The following is a 16,226-nucleotide window of genomic DNA, read 5'->3' as shown; positions in this document are numbered from 1 at the left end:
TTTTTACCCATTCTTTTGTATAAAACAAACCCTAATATCGGTTCAAAAAAAAATAGCTGCATCAATTTGCAGCTATTCTTAACATACTTTTTTAAGTATATTTTATTGTGTAATATAAGAATTCAAATGTTGTATTGTATCTTTTTGCATTTCAATTATTGCTTTTACCACGTCACTAATAGAGATAATTCCAACAACTATATTATTTTCTAAAACCGGTAAATGCCGTACTCTTCTTGAATTCATTAATTCCATACAAGCCTCTAAATTATCAGACTTTTTCACAGTCACCACATCAGTTTCCATAATCTCATGAACTAAGGCTTTTTTTGAAGTCTTAGCTTTCAAAACAATTTTTCTGGCATAATCTCTTTCAGACAGAATCCCTTTTAAAACCGTATCTTCAATCACAAGAATAGCCCCAATGTTTTTGTCGCTCATTACTGTTAATGCTTCGTATACAGTATTCGTAGAAAGAACAGAATATACTTCCTTCCCTTTTGTGCTTAATATTTGATCTACAGTCATGTTTACTTAATTTAATGGAAGATAAAGTTAAAAAAAATAAACATTCAAAACACATTTACTTTTAAAATAAATCATCTGGCGAAACCAGGTTATTTAATTTTTCTTTAAGCTTGTTATGTAAAACCTGTAATCCGTATTGATAGGAGGCATTCACCCATCCAAAACCTTCCTTTGCTATATAGTCAAACTCGGTTCCTACATTTCCGTATTCAGCAAAAACTTTGTGAGAGCTTATTTCTAAATCAAATTTTTCCGGAATAGTCCCATTATATTCCACAGCATTCTTGGTAATGAGCCACAACCATCTGTACACCATTTCTTGAGCTTTGTCAAAAAACTTATAATTGATCAATCCTTCCCAAAGCAACATCTGGTGTGGCGCCCATCCAAAAGGATAATCCCATTGTCGTTGGGGTGCGTTTTCAGGTGCATGCATTACACTGCCCTTTGTACTTCCGGTTATTCCACCGGTTTTCAAAAATTGAGGCAAAGCAATTTCAACTAATTTTTTAGCCTGATGTTCACTGCACAATCCAGCCCATAAAGGAAAGAATGTAGTTGCCGCTTCAAAAGGAAACTGTTTTTTATGTACAAAATCATAATCAAAATACATCCCTGCAGCTTCATTCCAGCAAAGTTCATTTATTTTATCTTTTCTAAAACGGGCTTTTTCCTTCCATTCTTCAGAAGTATAAATCTCCGTACCTACCTGAAAGGAATCATTGAAATATTCTTTGATTAGATAAGCAATATCCTTTTCATATTTATAAAGAAAGCTATTGATATCAACAGAGTTTAAATTGGCACAGGTATTAATCAATCTATCCGTAGTATCATGACCACTTTCTCGCAAGCTTCTGTCATGAACAAAATACGCATCCAGTTCTGCATCTACCAGAGTTCGGTTCAGGTATTGTTTTTCAAATTCTCGAATTGGCAAGTTGTATTTTTTAGCATAAGGTTCCAAAACATCATCAAAATGTCCAGGTTCCACTTCAAACGGCATCCCCACTCCATCAGCTTTATACCGATTCAAACCCGCTGGTGTCAATCGGTTTCCTTGCACCATCCAAACCGTATTATACTCTAATATTACAGTTTCCAAATGACTTCTTAACCACTCTTGGTTTGGTACTTTTTGTTTTACGATGTCAATCAGCAACGAAGAATATAAAGGTGGCTGTGTTCTTGTCAAGTAATAACTTCTGTTCGCATTTAAGATTTTACCGTAATGTATGATTTGATATCTGAAATTATCAGCAATCGACATGGCTTTCTCCAACTGATTGTCTATTATCAACCCAACTCCAATAAAATAACTGTCCCATCCATACATCTCATTAAACCTACCCCCAGGAACAACAAAAGGAACGCCTTGCAAACTGTAGATTTTTTGTTCTAAAGCCAAAGCCAAAATACCCGGTTTGGTATTTAAAGTTTCAACATAATCCATGGTAAAATCTTCAGGCAAAATGGCCACTTTAAAATTTTGAAGCTCTTTTTCCAATTCCTGAAAATAAGCTACCCCCTGTTTATCTTTAGCCGAAACATAAAGTGTAGGAACTTCATTCGTGGTTTTTTCATCTTGAAGTATTTGCGTCAATCCTTTTTTATCGATAGTTCTCGTGAGTTCATTCCAGTAATCCTCCCTTATTTTTCTTGAAATTCTTTCTACAGGATTTTCTTGAATGCGATACAGATCAACCTCTCCCAACTCACGGTTCGCTTCTTTGAGTTGTGCTAATTCTTGCAGCAAATTTGACAAATGATAAGTTCCCTCAACAATCCTCTGCTCCTTTGTAGTTTCATCAACCAAAACAAACTTTTTAGGTCCGTTGTCATCTTTAGTGATTTTTTTATCCCGATCTGTGTCTTCCTGTTGCAATAATTCACTGAAGACTTTATCTATGTTAAGTAATAATTTCATTTTTTTTAGAAGTAAGTGTTTTTAGTATAAAGAAAGAAACAAGCAATAAAGCCATTGGAATTAATGTATAGTAGAAGGCGTTTTCAGGCCCTTCATTTTTAAACAAATAACCGATGATTCTGGACCCTAGAGTTCCACCCAATGCAGAAAACACAACGATCAACCCTGTCATTGAACTGTGCAGTTTTTTCGGCAAGGCACTTAACACGACCGAGTTCAACAGTGGATAAATAGGCGCAATAAAAAGTCCTACCAATGGAAATGCAAATCCAATTAACGGAATATCTCCTAACGAATCAATCTCTTTTACATCCAGTCCAACCGTTTTTGGAAGAACGAAAACCACAATAAGCATCGCCATAACAATACAAAAACTTAGCACCCAAATCCAATTTACTTTTTTCGTAATCACACCCGCCAAAAGTCTTCCCACAGCTAATGTGATTGCTAAAATACTTGCCATCATGATACTGATATTCTCCGGAAGATGTAGCACTTTGCTATTAAAAGTAGGCAGCCATGACATTATCCCCTGCTCAATCATTACAAACAGGAAAGCACTTATAACAAATACTATTGTTAAAAGTTGCGCAAATAATTTGAACATTTGGGCAAAATCATCAACCAAATTAACTCCTGGTATCTCTGTTTGGTTTTCAAATTTTGCAAAAAACAAAAAACAAAAAGAAACCAATGAAATTCCGGCCAATAACCAATAAACATTTAACCATGAATCCGGATTCGTATCCGAATTGAAAGCAGGAAATAAGAAATAAGCCACAGCTATTCCTATCATAAAAACGCCTTCAATACTGCTCATCATACTGTTATGCTCTTGTTGATTCTCTGTAATTGTTCCAATGAGTGAGTAAACGGATACTTTTATCAAAGCAAAAGATACCCCAACGGTAGCGAAGAGTACTTTAGCTGCCGTAAATGAATTACCAAAATACATACTGACACAGGCCAATGAAACCAAGGCGAGTCCTATTAACATTGCTCTTTTATAACCAATTCTAGGTAAAAAAGAGGCCACTAAAAAGGAAACAATTGCAATCGGTAAATCTTTGAATGCTTCCAAAATACTGGCTTGCAATTCATCTACTCCATAATTTGCTTGAGATTTCAGAATTACAATTCCTACACTGTTCAGCAGAATTGCAAAAACAAAATAATTGAGATACATGGCAATCTTAATGGTACTTTTTTGCATTATTTTCTTTATTTTTTACGGTTTATAAATTAGTATTCAAATACTCCTGAAAGTTAATTCCTTCCGGTAATCTGCCCACATTCTGAAGCTTCAGCACTGCAAGTTTTTGAGCAATCGTAATGGAGTCTTCCAAATTCCGATTCAACAGTTGTGCATACAAAAAACCTGTCCAGAAGGCATCACCCGCCCCAGTTGTATCTTTTATCTCATCTATATGGGTTGCTTTTTGATGAAACATTCCAAATTTTTTATCCGATAAAACCACACCATCCTTTCCCTTTGTCAGACAAATTGTTGAGGCTCCTAATTCATGGAAATATTCAAAAATATAATCTTCAGTTTTCGCTTCCGCAAAAAGACGGTAACAATCATCCTCACTTAATTTCACCAAAGGATTCGTCGACAAATACTCGCGCAATACTTCTTTGGCTTCTTCTCGATTGGGCCATATTCTTTCTGAAAAATTGATATCGATACTGGTTTGCACGCCCAAAGCCTTAGCTTTTTTTGCACTTTCTAAAATTGTTGTACGAGCTGGATTTTTGCTTAAAGCGAAACAAGTAGTATGGAAAATTTTGGCACTTTCCAGTAATTCATCTGTAATTTGGCTTTGATCTATTTGATAATCCGCTTCTCTATAAGGAATAAAATCAGGTGTTCCTGTAGATTTCGAAACAAAAATAACTGAAGTTGGTTCGCTTTCTGATTTTCTTACATGAGAAGTAATTACATTATTGGCCTTTAATTTTCGAACAATATATTCTCCCAAACCATCCTGACCGCATGTGGCGACCAATACCGATTTTAACCCCAATCTTGCGGCATTAACCGCTACATTAGTCGGCGAGCCTCCCAGAAAACGGTGGTAATCTTTTGTTCTGTTTATCGAAGTATTTACCTCATGACCGATAAAGTCAATAAGCACCTCTCCCACACTGATAATATCAATTGTTTTTTCCAATCTAAACTAAAAATTTAAAATTTGTATGTATACTTTGATGCAGCATAACTGCCGCCGCGCCACTCCATGCACAAAAAGGAACTCCGTTTGGTTCTTTTGTTTCCGTGTTGAAATTTTCATAAAAGCTAAAATCTTCGATGGCATTGGCTTCATTTATGGCATCCAAAAGTTGTGCTGCTTCATTCTCTTTTTCTTTAGAAAGCAAAGCCAATCCATAAAACCCGTTGACCATTGGCCAGCTTCCTCCATTATGAAACTCATTGGGATAATTTCTAAATTCGTATTTACAATTATTCCTTAGCAGATTCCAATCTAAATCGGTTTCATGAATGGGGGGCCAAAAAGCAGGAATTAATTGTAAGGCCCTTTCATTTTTAAGTCTGATCGAATAATCTAAAATCGTATTTTGAAAATTTTCAGAACCAATATTTAAATACAAAGCCAAGGAATTAGCAAAAGCGTCAAACTGAGTTTTGTATCCTGCAGGCGAAAAAGAGCATGGCATGTATTGCCGAATATTCACTTCATTGTACGCTCTTTCGTGGTATCTTTCGCCGACAGACCCAGGAGTAAAGTTAATTTCTATTTGTTCTGTTATTTTTTCAATTTTAGAAGCAATCGACTCTTTTTTAGCAAAATGGTTATAACTTTTTAAAGCCCAGATTCGAAGTAATTGGTCATACAGCACATAACCATCTGTAATGTATTCATCGGCCCAGTTCCCTGAAAGTGGTACATACAACAATCCTTTGTTATTAAACTCCCAAGCTTCAAGAAGCTGCAAACATTTTTGGATATTGTTTTCGTATTTTTCCACGAAAGTGTGCTCTTTTATATAAAAAGCATATTGACAAATCCCAATAATAAACCAAGTTACTGCATCTACCCTTCCTGCCAATCCACCATAACTCACTTCAACCTCAATACCATCAATCATAACATTTGACGGGATGGTTCCATTAGCGTGTTGATTATTGGCTAAAGTTTCTAATGTTTTCCTGAAAGTCTCTATCAACTCATCATCACCGGATGCCAGTGCCGCCAATCCGCAGATTACGCCATCACGCGCCCAGACTCTTTTGTAATTGGAGATGTTTTGTGCACTTGCCAAAAACCCTTCTGATGATGAAACGCTACGCAATAGTTTTATCGCTTCAGTATAATTACGATCAATATTCATATTATTAAATTGAAGCTTTTTTAGTTTTAATAAACAGTGTGCAGATTGCACTAATACCTAATAACACTCCCGCAAAACTTATTGCCAATCGAGGATCGTTATTCAGAAAGTGTTTCAGGATATAACCAAATGATAAATTTTGAATAATCATCGGGATAACAATCATCATGTTGATAATTCCCATGTAAACACCATATCGCTCTTTTGGTATATCTGAAACAACTATGAGATAAGGTATTCCCATCATACTTGCCCACCCAATACCAAAACCGGTTATGGCAAAAAACAGTAAATTTTTATTTTCTAAATTCGGAAACGCTAAAAAACCGATTGCAGCCAACAGTAAACAAAAAGCATGAACATTTTTTGCACCGTATTTTTTTGCAAAACCGACCAATGCAAATGCAGTTATAAAAGTGACAATATTATACCATCCGTTAACCAATCCTGTCCATCCGACTGCTTCTTCATATGCCTCAGGATTACTTTTAGGTGTCGCATTCCAAACAGACAAAGCAATACTTTTAGAAGAGTTTTGCCAATAACAAAATAGAGCATACCATTGAAACAAATATACCAAAGCCAATTGCCACATTACTTTTGGCATATCTCCAATTGCAGCAAATATCTCTACAACTGGTTTAAACAAACCACCCTTTTCAGCCCAAAGATGAGCGAGCTCTTCTGCAGAAGGTGGTATTTCGCTAGTGGTTCTCATACTCCACCAAATAGAACCAATAGAACAGATCGCACCTAAAAAAAAGGAAGCGTACACCCATGTTGGCAGTGAACCGGTTTTGCCAATAAAAATCATTGGAAAAATAAACAACGATAAGTTAGCCAAGGTTTGTCCTAACCCAGTAAAAAAACTCTGCATTTGAAAACCAACAGGCTGTTGTTCCTCATTTAATTTGTCAGCAATAAAAGCTCTGTAAGGTTCCATAGCAGTATTATTACCCGCATCCAGAATCCAAAGCAAACCTGCTGCCATCCACAACGAACTACTGTAAGGAAACAATAACAAACAAATACTGCACATTAAAGCACCTGCAAAAAAATAAGGTTTACGTCTTCCCCATCTGGGATGCCAGGTCTTGTCACTTAAAGCACCTATAAGAGGTTGTATCAACAATCCTGTAACCGGACCTGCAAGATTAAGCAATGGTATTTCATCTGGACTGGCTCCTAAAAAATCATAGATCGGATTCACTGCGCTTTGTTGTAATCCAAAACTATATTGGATGCCAAAAAAACCAACATTCATATTCCAAATCTGCCAAAAATCCAGTTTTACCTTTTTAATCATCGTCCTTATTTTAAGTTCGTTATTAGAAGTTTTAAATTTAAATTTAAAATCAACAATCTGGGACAGAATTAAAATAAAAAACGTTTTCGGAACAACCGAAAACGTTTTCGAACTCACACTATTAAATAAGGAAAGTATTCTTTATTCTGTATCAAAAGGAATAATAATTTGTGCTTCCCACTCTCTTTCATCTCCCCCATTAAAAGGATTGCTCAGAAAATGCTCCAAAACTGTATTTTTAAGTTTAATATCACTCTTTTTAGCATAATCCAATAAAGAAAACCAAGCACTATATGAAGTTCCGAAATCCCCAAAATAGGTAGCCTTTAAGCCTTTTATTGCAGGTAAAGTTTTAAATTTCACTTCCTCATCTTCGATAATTTTGATGTTTTTATCCACCGGAAAGCAATAATTAAAATCGATTGTTTCTTTATCAAGATTCCAATTTGTAATTTCCAAATAGGGTTTTCCCGTAATTTTGATACCATGGGTATACAAAAATCCCGTAATAATGGGGTCATTAATAATCATGGTTTTTGCCTTTTCCTGTAGCTTGCTCTTCAAACTGATGTAAGCGACAAAGGTTTCTTTTGACACACTTTCTCCATCAAGTTTCACCTTAATACTTTCTAAATGCTTATCTAAACCTTCTTTGAAATCCTTGATCTTTTTGATTTGCTCTTCTTTGAAAACGGTCTTAAAAAAAGGTGCGGTCAATCTATTATACAAACTATGATTCAGGTCTTTTATACCAACATTGACTTTTGTAACCGAATCATTTACTACAGTAATATCCCAAGTATAAATCATTAGGTCATTTCCTTTTCTCATTTCTTGTTTAATGAAATCAAAATTTTTCTTTTCCAGAACAGTATAACTTTCTTTTTCATATGGCAATCGCGCTGAAGACCATTCCTCAATTCCTTGAAAAACGGTCCCTGTTGCCGTTTTTACTTTAAACGAAATGCAATAATCATTTTCCTTTATAAACAGATACCAGACCAGAGACAAAGAAAATAAAACACTAAATCCAATTATAATTTTTTTTCTAATTACCATTCTATTACTTAACCATTTTTATTTTTTTAACAATAAAATCTCCTACATTTTTACCTTGGCCGATACCGTTAACGATTGCAGCTTTGTAATGAATTCCTCCGTAAAAACGGCTCATTGCAGCTTCTTTGGCTGCATCATTGAATGATTTAAATTTTCGCGCCGGCAAACCAAACTGTAATTCCGTATCATCAACATAAGAGAAATTCTCTCCAAACACAGCTGTCAAAATAGTAGCTGCACAAGTGGAAGCCACAGAGTGACCACTGGAGTACTCAGGAAATGGAGGTGTTTGCAATAATGGCTTCCAATTTTCATCAATATTTTGGTTGATTACCGTTTCTGGACGCACTACATTACTTCTGAACTTTTCATCCCAACAACTTATAAATGCCTCAAACAGACCAATAGAAGTTCCTGTATAAGCACAGACTGTTTTTTCAAAATCAGCATTTGCTTTTTTACACGCAATTTTTGTAATTCCCATCCAATGCGCTCCAGGACTAATTTTCTTTTTAGCAAACATCATGTGTCCTTGACTAACGGAGACGTACGGATTACAATCCCAAAATTGCGCTATTGCAATCTCTTCAGAATCATCTCCCTTTTTAACCATTTCTTTACTTATATCATACACCTCTTGTACTTCTTTAAAAAAAGCTGAATTTTTTTCCACAGAAAAAGGAAGTGCCGGAACAGGTTTGAATTGCGAGGCCGAATCTAAAACCATTGTTCTGATTTTACCCCAATGTGGCTCCACAGCATCCATATAAGCTGGAGGTGTGGGCTGCCATCTTCCAGGTTGGTTAGCATAAACAGAGTATTTCGGCATTGTTCGGGTTTCCTTGTAGTTATCTTTACTCATCCATTTTTTGATGCGTTCGGCAACTTTAAGTCCGTATTCTTTAGAAGCTTCAAACTCATCTGCATTTTCATCGCTCCACTTTTGGTACAAACTGTCTCTGAACTTCTCAACTAAATCTTCAGAAAAAACTAAAGCCTTACTCACTTCCATGTGAGCCACAAGCGCAGCTACATTTTTGTTAATGCCAGCTTTTGCGTCTAAAACAGGAATAGAATCGAGTCCTTTTAATTGCTTCTGAAGACTCATACAAGTTTTACTATTTTGTGCCATCACTTCAAAGGCCGCTATATTTGGATAAACATAAATCCGACTCGCAACTGTTGGCGAAAAAATATCATGAACCATAATTTGAGTCACATTGTCTATTGATGCATGGTATTCGTTGGGAGTAACTTCAATAGATTTATTCTTTGCACAAGAAACAAAAAGAAGTGAAATCACTGCAACACCAAAAATTTTCGTTTTCATTTTTTATTAATTTGTAGATTACTTTATATATTATTTCTTTGTTGAGGGCATCTCATACAACTCTGCTTTTTTATTATTTATGGTAATTAAAACATACTTTTTACCATTAAAATTCACAATATCCAAATGCCTTACTGCTTTCTGTGTCAAATCAATTCCGATTTGATTCCCTAAAAATATTGTTTTTTCGTTTTTGATTAAAGCTCCTGAAAAACCATCAAATCTGCTGTGATAAGGTGAAACCCCAAAATAATTTCCGGCTGCAAAAACCTCATCATTATGATCTGAATCAAAATTAGATTTCACAAAACAAGTAATAGGGGCCACTTGCATTTTATTCGAAAATGGGACAAAAGTAAATTTCCCGTTTTCATTTTTCAAATACCCTGATTTTAAATTATGCACTTCAAATAGTTTTCCTTTTTCCAACATTTTTGGATCAAAAACTTCATCTATCTTTTTTCCTGCAAATGATTTATAACTATTGAATTTCTTTTTCAGCATCCCGCTAAATTGTTCAGCCAATTCATCTAGTCCTAGTGTGGTATAATACTGTCCTTTCTTTTCTATAGCCACTATAGTTTCAAAAGATCCGTTGGCATCAAAATCATCATAATACATTTTCATTGGAAAATCTTGTGAAGCTTTGAATTTTGAATTCATCCCCCAGTTTCCAACTAAATAATCTTCATCACCATCGTGATCAATATCAAAAGGAATTACAGATTGCCATAATCCGTTGCTTTTTTCTGGAAAAACAGTTGTGGTAATATCTACAAATTTCCCTTTAGTATTGGCAAAAAAAGTAGGTTTCATCCACTCACCGACTACAACAATATCGATTTTCCCGTCTTTGTTGAAATCACTGAAAACAGCATCAGTAACCATCCCGATTTTTTCAAACGTTTTGCTTTCAACAATAGTAAATATCCCTTTGTTGTTGTTCAATAAATAACAATCTGGCATACTTCCAAATCGATTGTTTCTGGAATTGTTTGCAATAAAAACATCCAAATCACCATCCTTATCATAATCAAAAGTCTTAACAACCGATGCATTTTGAGTCAGTTTTGGCAAACTTGATTTTATAAATTGACTATTTTTACTTACATACAATCGATCCTGCAAATCAGATGCATTTTCACCTCCACCGGAAGCTACATACAAATCATTTATTTTATCATTATTAAAATCACCTATTACGGCGGAAGCATCTTCAAAAACAGAATCTTTTTCGATTTCTGCAAAAGACTTTTTGGTAAATCCATTTGGGTTTTGAATGTAAACAGAAGCCTTTTTCCCTTTAGAACCCCCAAAGAAAATATCATCTTTCCCATCTCCATTCAAATCCCCTATTGCCGTTGCAGGGCCACGATCCGAACGCTGATAAGGAATTAATTTTTGTGCTAAGAAATCGGTAAAATCATTTTCCTGATGAATAAAATCAATTCCTAAACCTGTTTCCACTTTTTTCAATATGGGTAAAACGGCAGGATGCAATTTTCTATAATCAAAAACTTTTCTATTCTTATCAGCTTTTACAGTAAGTGTTTGACAGGTTTTAACATTCTTTAAGGTTTGATAGGTTTTATCAGGCCAGATAACCACCAAAGAATCTACCTTTTTTATTTTTCCGTAACCAAAATGAATTATTGGTTCTGACGAAGATTGAAATCCTCTGGTAGTTTGCAATTCCTTGAATTGTTTCTTGCCTTTGGCATAAGAGATAACTTTAGTTCCAACTCCTAGAGTATTTTTTCCTCCAAACTGTAATTTCAATTTTAAATAATTTGATGTGGCATCGGTTTTATTTACATAAACTGACGCAATACTATTCGTGTTATTGGTAATAACATCTAAATCTCCATCATTATCTATATCCGCATAACCACTACCATTTGAAATTATAGAATCGTTCTCTATCCAATCATTGGAGCGATTTTTAAATTCCAAATCAGCTGAACCTTGGAAAACATAATTCGTTACAGCGCCTTTTGGCATTCTCTTCAAAGCTTCTTTATCCAATAACTTTGTCGTACTGATTTTACTTTTGATTTGATCATTTGAATAATACTTCACATAATCCAAATCGTTTGGTCGCTTCGGAATTCCGTTACAGACGAATATATCCTGTTCTCCATCTTGATCATAATCCGCAAACAAAGTACTCCAGCTCCAATCTGTTGCTGCAACGCCACTCAATAAAGCCGTTTCGGTGAAGTGTTTCCCCGCTTGATTCAATTGCAACATATTTCTGGTGTACTGATAATGATACCCCAATTTTTCGGTTCTCATTTTTAGCATTTGAACATTATCATCCCCCAATGAAGATTTCAAGACTTTCTCATCTTCCGGAAGCATGTCTAAGCTAAGAATGTCAGGAAAACCATCATGATTGACATCAGCAACATCAACTCCCATTGAGAATCTGCTAGTGTGTCCAAAGTATTGTTTCAAACTTTCCGTAAAAGTCCCATCACCGTTATTTAAATAGTAATAATCATCTTCATGAAAATCATTCCCCACATAAATATCTGGATAACCGTCTAAATTAAAATCTGAAACTGCCAATCCTAAACCGTATCCATTGGCTCCGCCAAAGATTCCTGCCTGCTCACTTACATCTGTAAATTTTCCGTTGTCATTTCGGAATAATTTGTCACCACATTCATAGCTTCTTTTATTTCTGGTATCCGCATTCCCAAAAGACAATTCGGAATGGACGGCATGATTTAACAGATACATGTCCAAATCGCCATCCAAATCATAATCAAAAAAAGCAGCTGAAGAACTGTAATTATCAAGATCAAGACCATATTCGGCAGCACTTTCAGTAAACGTATTGTCTTTATTATTAATGAACAATTCATTTTGGCCTTCAAAACCATTTATGCCTACTACCGCACAAACATAAATATCAAGATATCCATCACCATTTACGTCTGCCATGATAGCCCCCGCATTCCAATCGCTTTGACCTTCGATGCCTGCTTTTGCAGAAATATCCTCAAACTTATTATTGCCTTTATTTAAATACAATTTGTTTTTCCCTTGATTTGAGGTAAAATAAACATCCACCAAACCATCATTATTGATATCCCCAAGGGCAACACCTCCACCATTATAATAATAGAGATAATCTAAAATGGAAATGTTTTTGGATTCTAATAATTGGTTTTTGAAGGTAATATTACTTTCTTCCGAATCAAGTTTTTCAAACAATTGACCTTCTTTCTCTGAACAACCAATAAACAGCAATGAAGCCAGTCCTATTCTAAAAAAATTATTCATTGCGCTTAAATATTTTAGGGGTATTGTTATTTACTACTGCTATAATTGAAACAGCTTTAGTTTTATCTTTTATTGCTTTTAGCTGTCTCACTTCTCCTTTTAAATAAAAACCAGATTGATTATAAGGCATCCAAGAAAAAGTTCCTTTTTTACTACCTAATAACACACTACCATGATTTGCATCCAATCGGGAGAATTGTGGTTTGAACTCGTATTGGTTCCCTCCTAAAATCAAGTCCAGAATTCCATCATTATTTACATCCATCGTACAAATTGAATTTACGCATGAAAATTGAACTTCTTTAGGCAATAGTTTTATTTCAAATTTTCCATTTCCTTTATTGATTGCAATAACACTTTCTTGAATATTTACTGTCTTTTGGATGGAATTATCAACAACTTCCTGAGCAAACAATTCCTGAAATGTTTTTTTGGAATAGTCCGCGTAACTCAAATTTTTCTTTTTTATTGATGGAATTTGTTTGGCCAATTCTTGCTTCAGACTGATTGGTAAATCCTTGCCGTCAACAGATCTGGTTGCTATTTGTTCAATCGTACCGTTACTATCAAAATCATTAACGAAAAGTTTCATTGGATTCTCCTTTGTTGCTTTGTAACTGGTATTCGTTCCCTTATTACCAAGAATTAAATCTCTTTTACCATCATTGTTTAAATCCACACAACTTACTGAATTCCAAAAACCCTGATATTCTGTCAAATTAGATTTAAATTCGGCTAAACGTCTTCCCGTGTTTTTGAAAATCACCGGCGCTGTCCATTCTCCCACCAAGATTAAATCTTTCTTGGAGTCATTGTCAATATCTTCCCAAACCGCATCAGTTATCATTCCAACCGAATTCACTTTGAATGCTTTTTTGTCTATGGTGTTAGTGAAATTTCCTTTTCCATCATTCTCTAATAACAAATGTTTAGGATCGATACCATAGACACCCGGAACACTTCTGCTTCCAATAAAGACATCAACATCACCATCATTATCAAAATCATTTGCTGCAATTACGGAAACATTATTATTGGTTGTCGGAATATTGCTTTTACTTTTTACAAAAGTTCCTTTTCCATTATTCAAATACAAACGGTTCTTATAATTTTTCTGATCTGCTTTTTCGTTTCCGCCAGAACCCACTAATAAATCTTGATCTCCATCATTATCAGCATCAAAAAAACTAGCTGCTGTATCTTCATAATTAGCATCGCCTTCTAAATCTTTTTGGGCAACTACAGAATAACTACCATTCCCTTTGTTCAAATATATTTTTCCGGACTGACCTTTCGCTCCTCCAATAAAGATATCCTCATTACCGTCACCATTAATATCGGCCACCGCAAGTGAAGGGCCTTCCTGCGAAATCATTTTTGACACTAATCCTTCATAATCAAAATCAATATAATCATTCTCCTTATGTGCTAAGAAAGGTGTTTTCTTTTCTGAAAAAATTGATTTTGAAGCTTTGCTTTTAGAAACATAATTCGATTTGGCATCTGCAATTTTCAAATTAACAGTGCAATTATTTGCTACTTTTTTAATAGTCTGAAATTTACCATTTGGCCAAATTACTTGTAAGGAATCAATTTTTTTTGTTCCAATTCCAAAAGTCATCACATAATCAATAGACGATTGAAACCCTCTGGAAGGAATTAACTCTTGTCTTATGATTTCGGAACCCGAAAACAATTCAACAATACTTCCAACTCCAAATCGATTTTGTTGATCACCTTTTAATTTTACTTTTACATAATGGTTGCTTTTATTTTTCTCTGAATTATTTTGATAAACAAAAGCTTCCATATTAACATTATTCACGATCAAATCCAAATCGCCATCATTGTCCAAATCGCCATAAGCCGCCCCATTTGAAAAACTTGGAGTATCCAATCCCCAATTTTGAGCTTCATTTGTAAAGGTTAAATTTTTATTGTTTTTGAAAGCATAGTTAGGAATTGCGGTACTTGGCATTCTGTTGATAATTGTTTCTATTTCTTCTTTCTTGCCAGTAATCACCATTTTTTGCATGAATTCGTTTGCAAAAAAGTCAACAAAATCCTGATTGGTTAAATCGTGGTAAATTCCGTTACACACGTATATATCTTTGTATCCGTCATTATCCATATCAAATAATAAAGCACCCCAACTCCAGTCCGTTTTAGCGACATTGGCGTAATTGGCAATTTCAAGAAATTCATTGCTTCCGCTATTAAGTTGCAAGGTGTTTTGCATGTATTGATTGAAAAAATCCAGATTTAATTTTCTAAGGAATAAATCATAGTTTTCAAAACTTGTAGTTGTTTTCAAACGTTCATCTGGTTCCGGCAACATATCTGTTACAAATATATCCGCTTTACCATCATTATTAATATCAGCCATATCAGCCCCCATTGAAGATTGGCTAATGTGTGAAGTCCATCCTTGAATTTGTTCGGTAAAGGTTCCGTTTTTATTGTTTATGTATAAATAATCTCTTTCATAAAAATCATTGGAAATATAAATGTCCGGATACAAGTCACCATTAACATCTCCTACGGTAACACCAAGGCCAAAGCCGATTAAGCTACCAAATATCCCTGATTCCTCACTAACGTCCTGGAATTTTCCGTTATCGTTTCGAAGCAATTTATCGCCTCCCCCTTTAAGTATGTCTGCGACATCCCAGTCCTTATCTCTCAATTCTCTTTTATTAGAATAATTAAGACTACTTACCGGAATGAAACTGTTATTTAGGATATAAACATCCAAATCACCGTCTTTGTCATAATCAAAAAAAGCGGCATGGGTAGTAATACCAGTGTCCGCCAGATTATATTCTTCTGCTTTTTCAGTAAACGTACCATTCCCATTATTAATAAAGAGTTCATTTTTTTGTTGGTCACCCATACTATTTCCTGCATTACATACATAAATATCTAGTAAACCATCTGCATTTAAATCAACCATAACAACACCGGTGGACCATGTTTTGGTACCTTCTACACCAGCTTTTTTAGAAATATCTTCGAATTTAAATTTTCCTTTGTTTAAGTATAATTTATTAGTCCCAAAGTTTGAAGTAAAATAGACATCTGATAAACCATCATTATTGATATCTCCAATGGCAACACCGCCACCATTGTAAAAATTTCTGTACTTGAATATATTCATATTCTCTCCATTTTTTACTTCATTTAGGAAATCAATTCCAGTTTGTGAAGTTTCCAGTTTAGAGAATAAAACATCTGGATTTTCTGCGTTTTCTTTGGAACAATTAGAAAAAAAGAAAATAATAAGGGGTAATAAGACAAAACGATTTGACATATTATATGCGTAGTATTTGGTTAGGAAATTTGATTGGTTAGAATTGCCTAATTTATATAATATTCATTAGAAAATAAATAAAAATTAATTATAAAATAAAGAGGGTACTAAATACCCTCTT

At 34.6% G+C, this 16,226-nt stretch carries 10 protein-coding genes; all 10 read right to left on the bottom strand.

Going from position 1 to position 16,226, the window contains the following annotated elements:
- Positions 1–102: 102 nt before the first annotated feature.
- Positions 103–528 carry a CBS domain-containing protein gene (locus tag ABEB23_RS14305; protein ID WP_348813288.1) on the bottom strand — a complete coding sequence of 142 codons (426 nt, stop codon included), beginning with the start codon at positions 526–528 and terminating at the stop codon, positions 103–105.
- 61 nt (positions 529–589) lie between these two features.
- Positions 590–2,455, bottom strand: a complete 1,866-nt coding sequence (locus tag ABEB23_RS14300; RefSeq protein ID WP_348813287.1) for a trehalase family glycosidase — start codon at positions 2,453–2,455, stop codon at positions 590–592.
- On the bottom strand, positions 2,439–3,668 hold the full coding sequence (locus tag ABEB23_RS14295; protein ID WP_348813286.1) for an MFS transporter: 1,230 nt from the start codon (positions 3,666–3,668) through the stop codon (positions 2,439–2,441). Before ABEB23_RS14295 ends, ABEB23_RS14300 begins: the two co-directional genes overlap by 17 nt.
- 22 nt (positions 3,669–3,690) lie before the next feature.
- On the bottom strand, positions 3,691–4,629 hold the full coding sequence (locus tag ABEB23_RS14290) for a carbohydrate kinase family protein (protein ID WP_348813285.1): 939 nt from the start codon (positions 4,627–4,629) through the stop codon (positions 3,691–3,693).
- Between the two features lies 1 nt (position 4,630).
- Positions 4,631–5,809, bottom strand: a complete 1,179-nt coding sequence (locus ABEB23_RS14285; RefSeq protein WP_348813284.1) for a glucosidase family protein — start codon at positions 5,807–5,809, stop codon at positions 4,631–4,633.
- A 4-nt stretch (positions 5,810–5,813) separates the two neighbouring features.
- Entirely contained in the window at positions 5,814–7,115 is a 1,302-nt protein-coding gene (locus ABEB23_RS14280) for an MFS transporter (protein ID WP_348813283.1), read from the bottom strand.
- A gap of 141 nt (positions 7,116–7,256) precedes the next feature.
- Positions 7,257–8,174 carry a GyrI-like domain-containing protein gene (locus ABEB23_RS14275; RefSeq protein WP_348813282.1) on the bottom strand — a complete coding sequence of 306 codons (918 nt, stop codon included), beginning with the start codon at positions 8,172–8,174 and terminating at the stop codon, positions 7,257–7,259.
- 4 nt (positions 8,175–8,178) lie between these two features.
- The gene (locus ABEB23_RS14270; protein ID WP_348813281.1) at positions 8,179–9,504 is read right to left on the bottom strand and encodes a vanadium-dependent haloperoxidase; all 1,326 of its coding nucleotides are present in this window, start codon (positions 9,502–9,504) and stop codon (positions 8,179–8,181) included.
- A gap of 30 nt (positions 9,505–9,534) precedes the next feature.
- The gene (locus ABEB23_RS14265; RefSeq protein WP_348813280.1) at positions 9,535–12,795 is read right to left on the bottom strand and encodes a VCBS repeat-containing protein; all 3,261 of its coding nucleotides are present in this window, start codon (positions 12,793–12,795) and stop codon (positions 9,535–9,537) included.
- Complete coding sequence (locus ABEB23_RS14260) at positions 12,788–16,105, bottom strand: VCBS repeat-containing protein (protein WP_348813279.1); 3,318 nt, start codon at positions 16,103–16,105, stop codon at positions 12,788–12,790. Before ABEB23_RS14260 ends, ABEB23_RS14265 begins: the two co-directional genes overlap by 8 nt.
- Between the last annotated feature and the right edge of the window lie 121 nt (positions 16,106–16,226).

The organism is Flavobacterium maritimum, from assembly GCF_040049085.1.
GTDB lineage: Bacteria > Bacteroidota > Bacteroidia > Flavobacteriales > Flavobacteriaceae > Flavobacterium > Flavobacterium maritimum.
The sequence above is the reverse complement of the archived record's forward strand: the minus strand, read 5'-3'. Positions and strand labels throughout refer to the sequence as shown.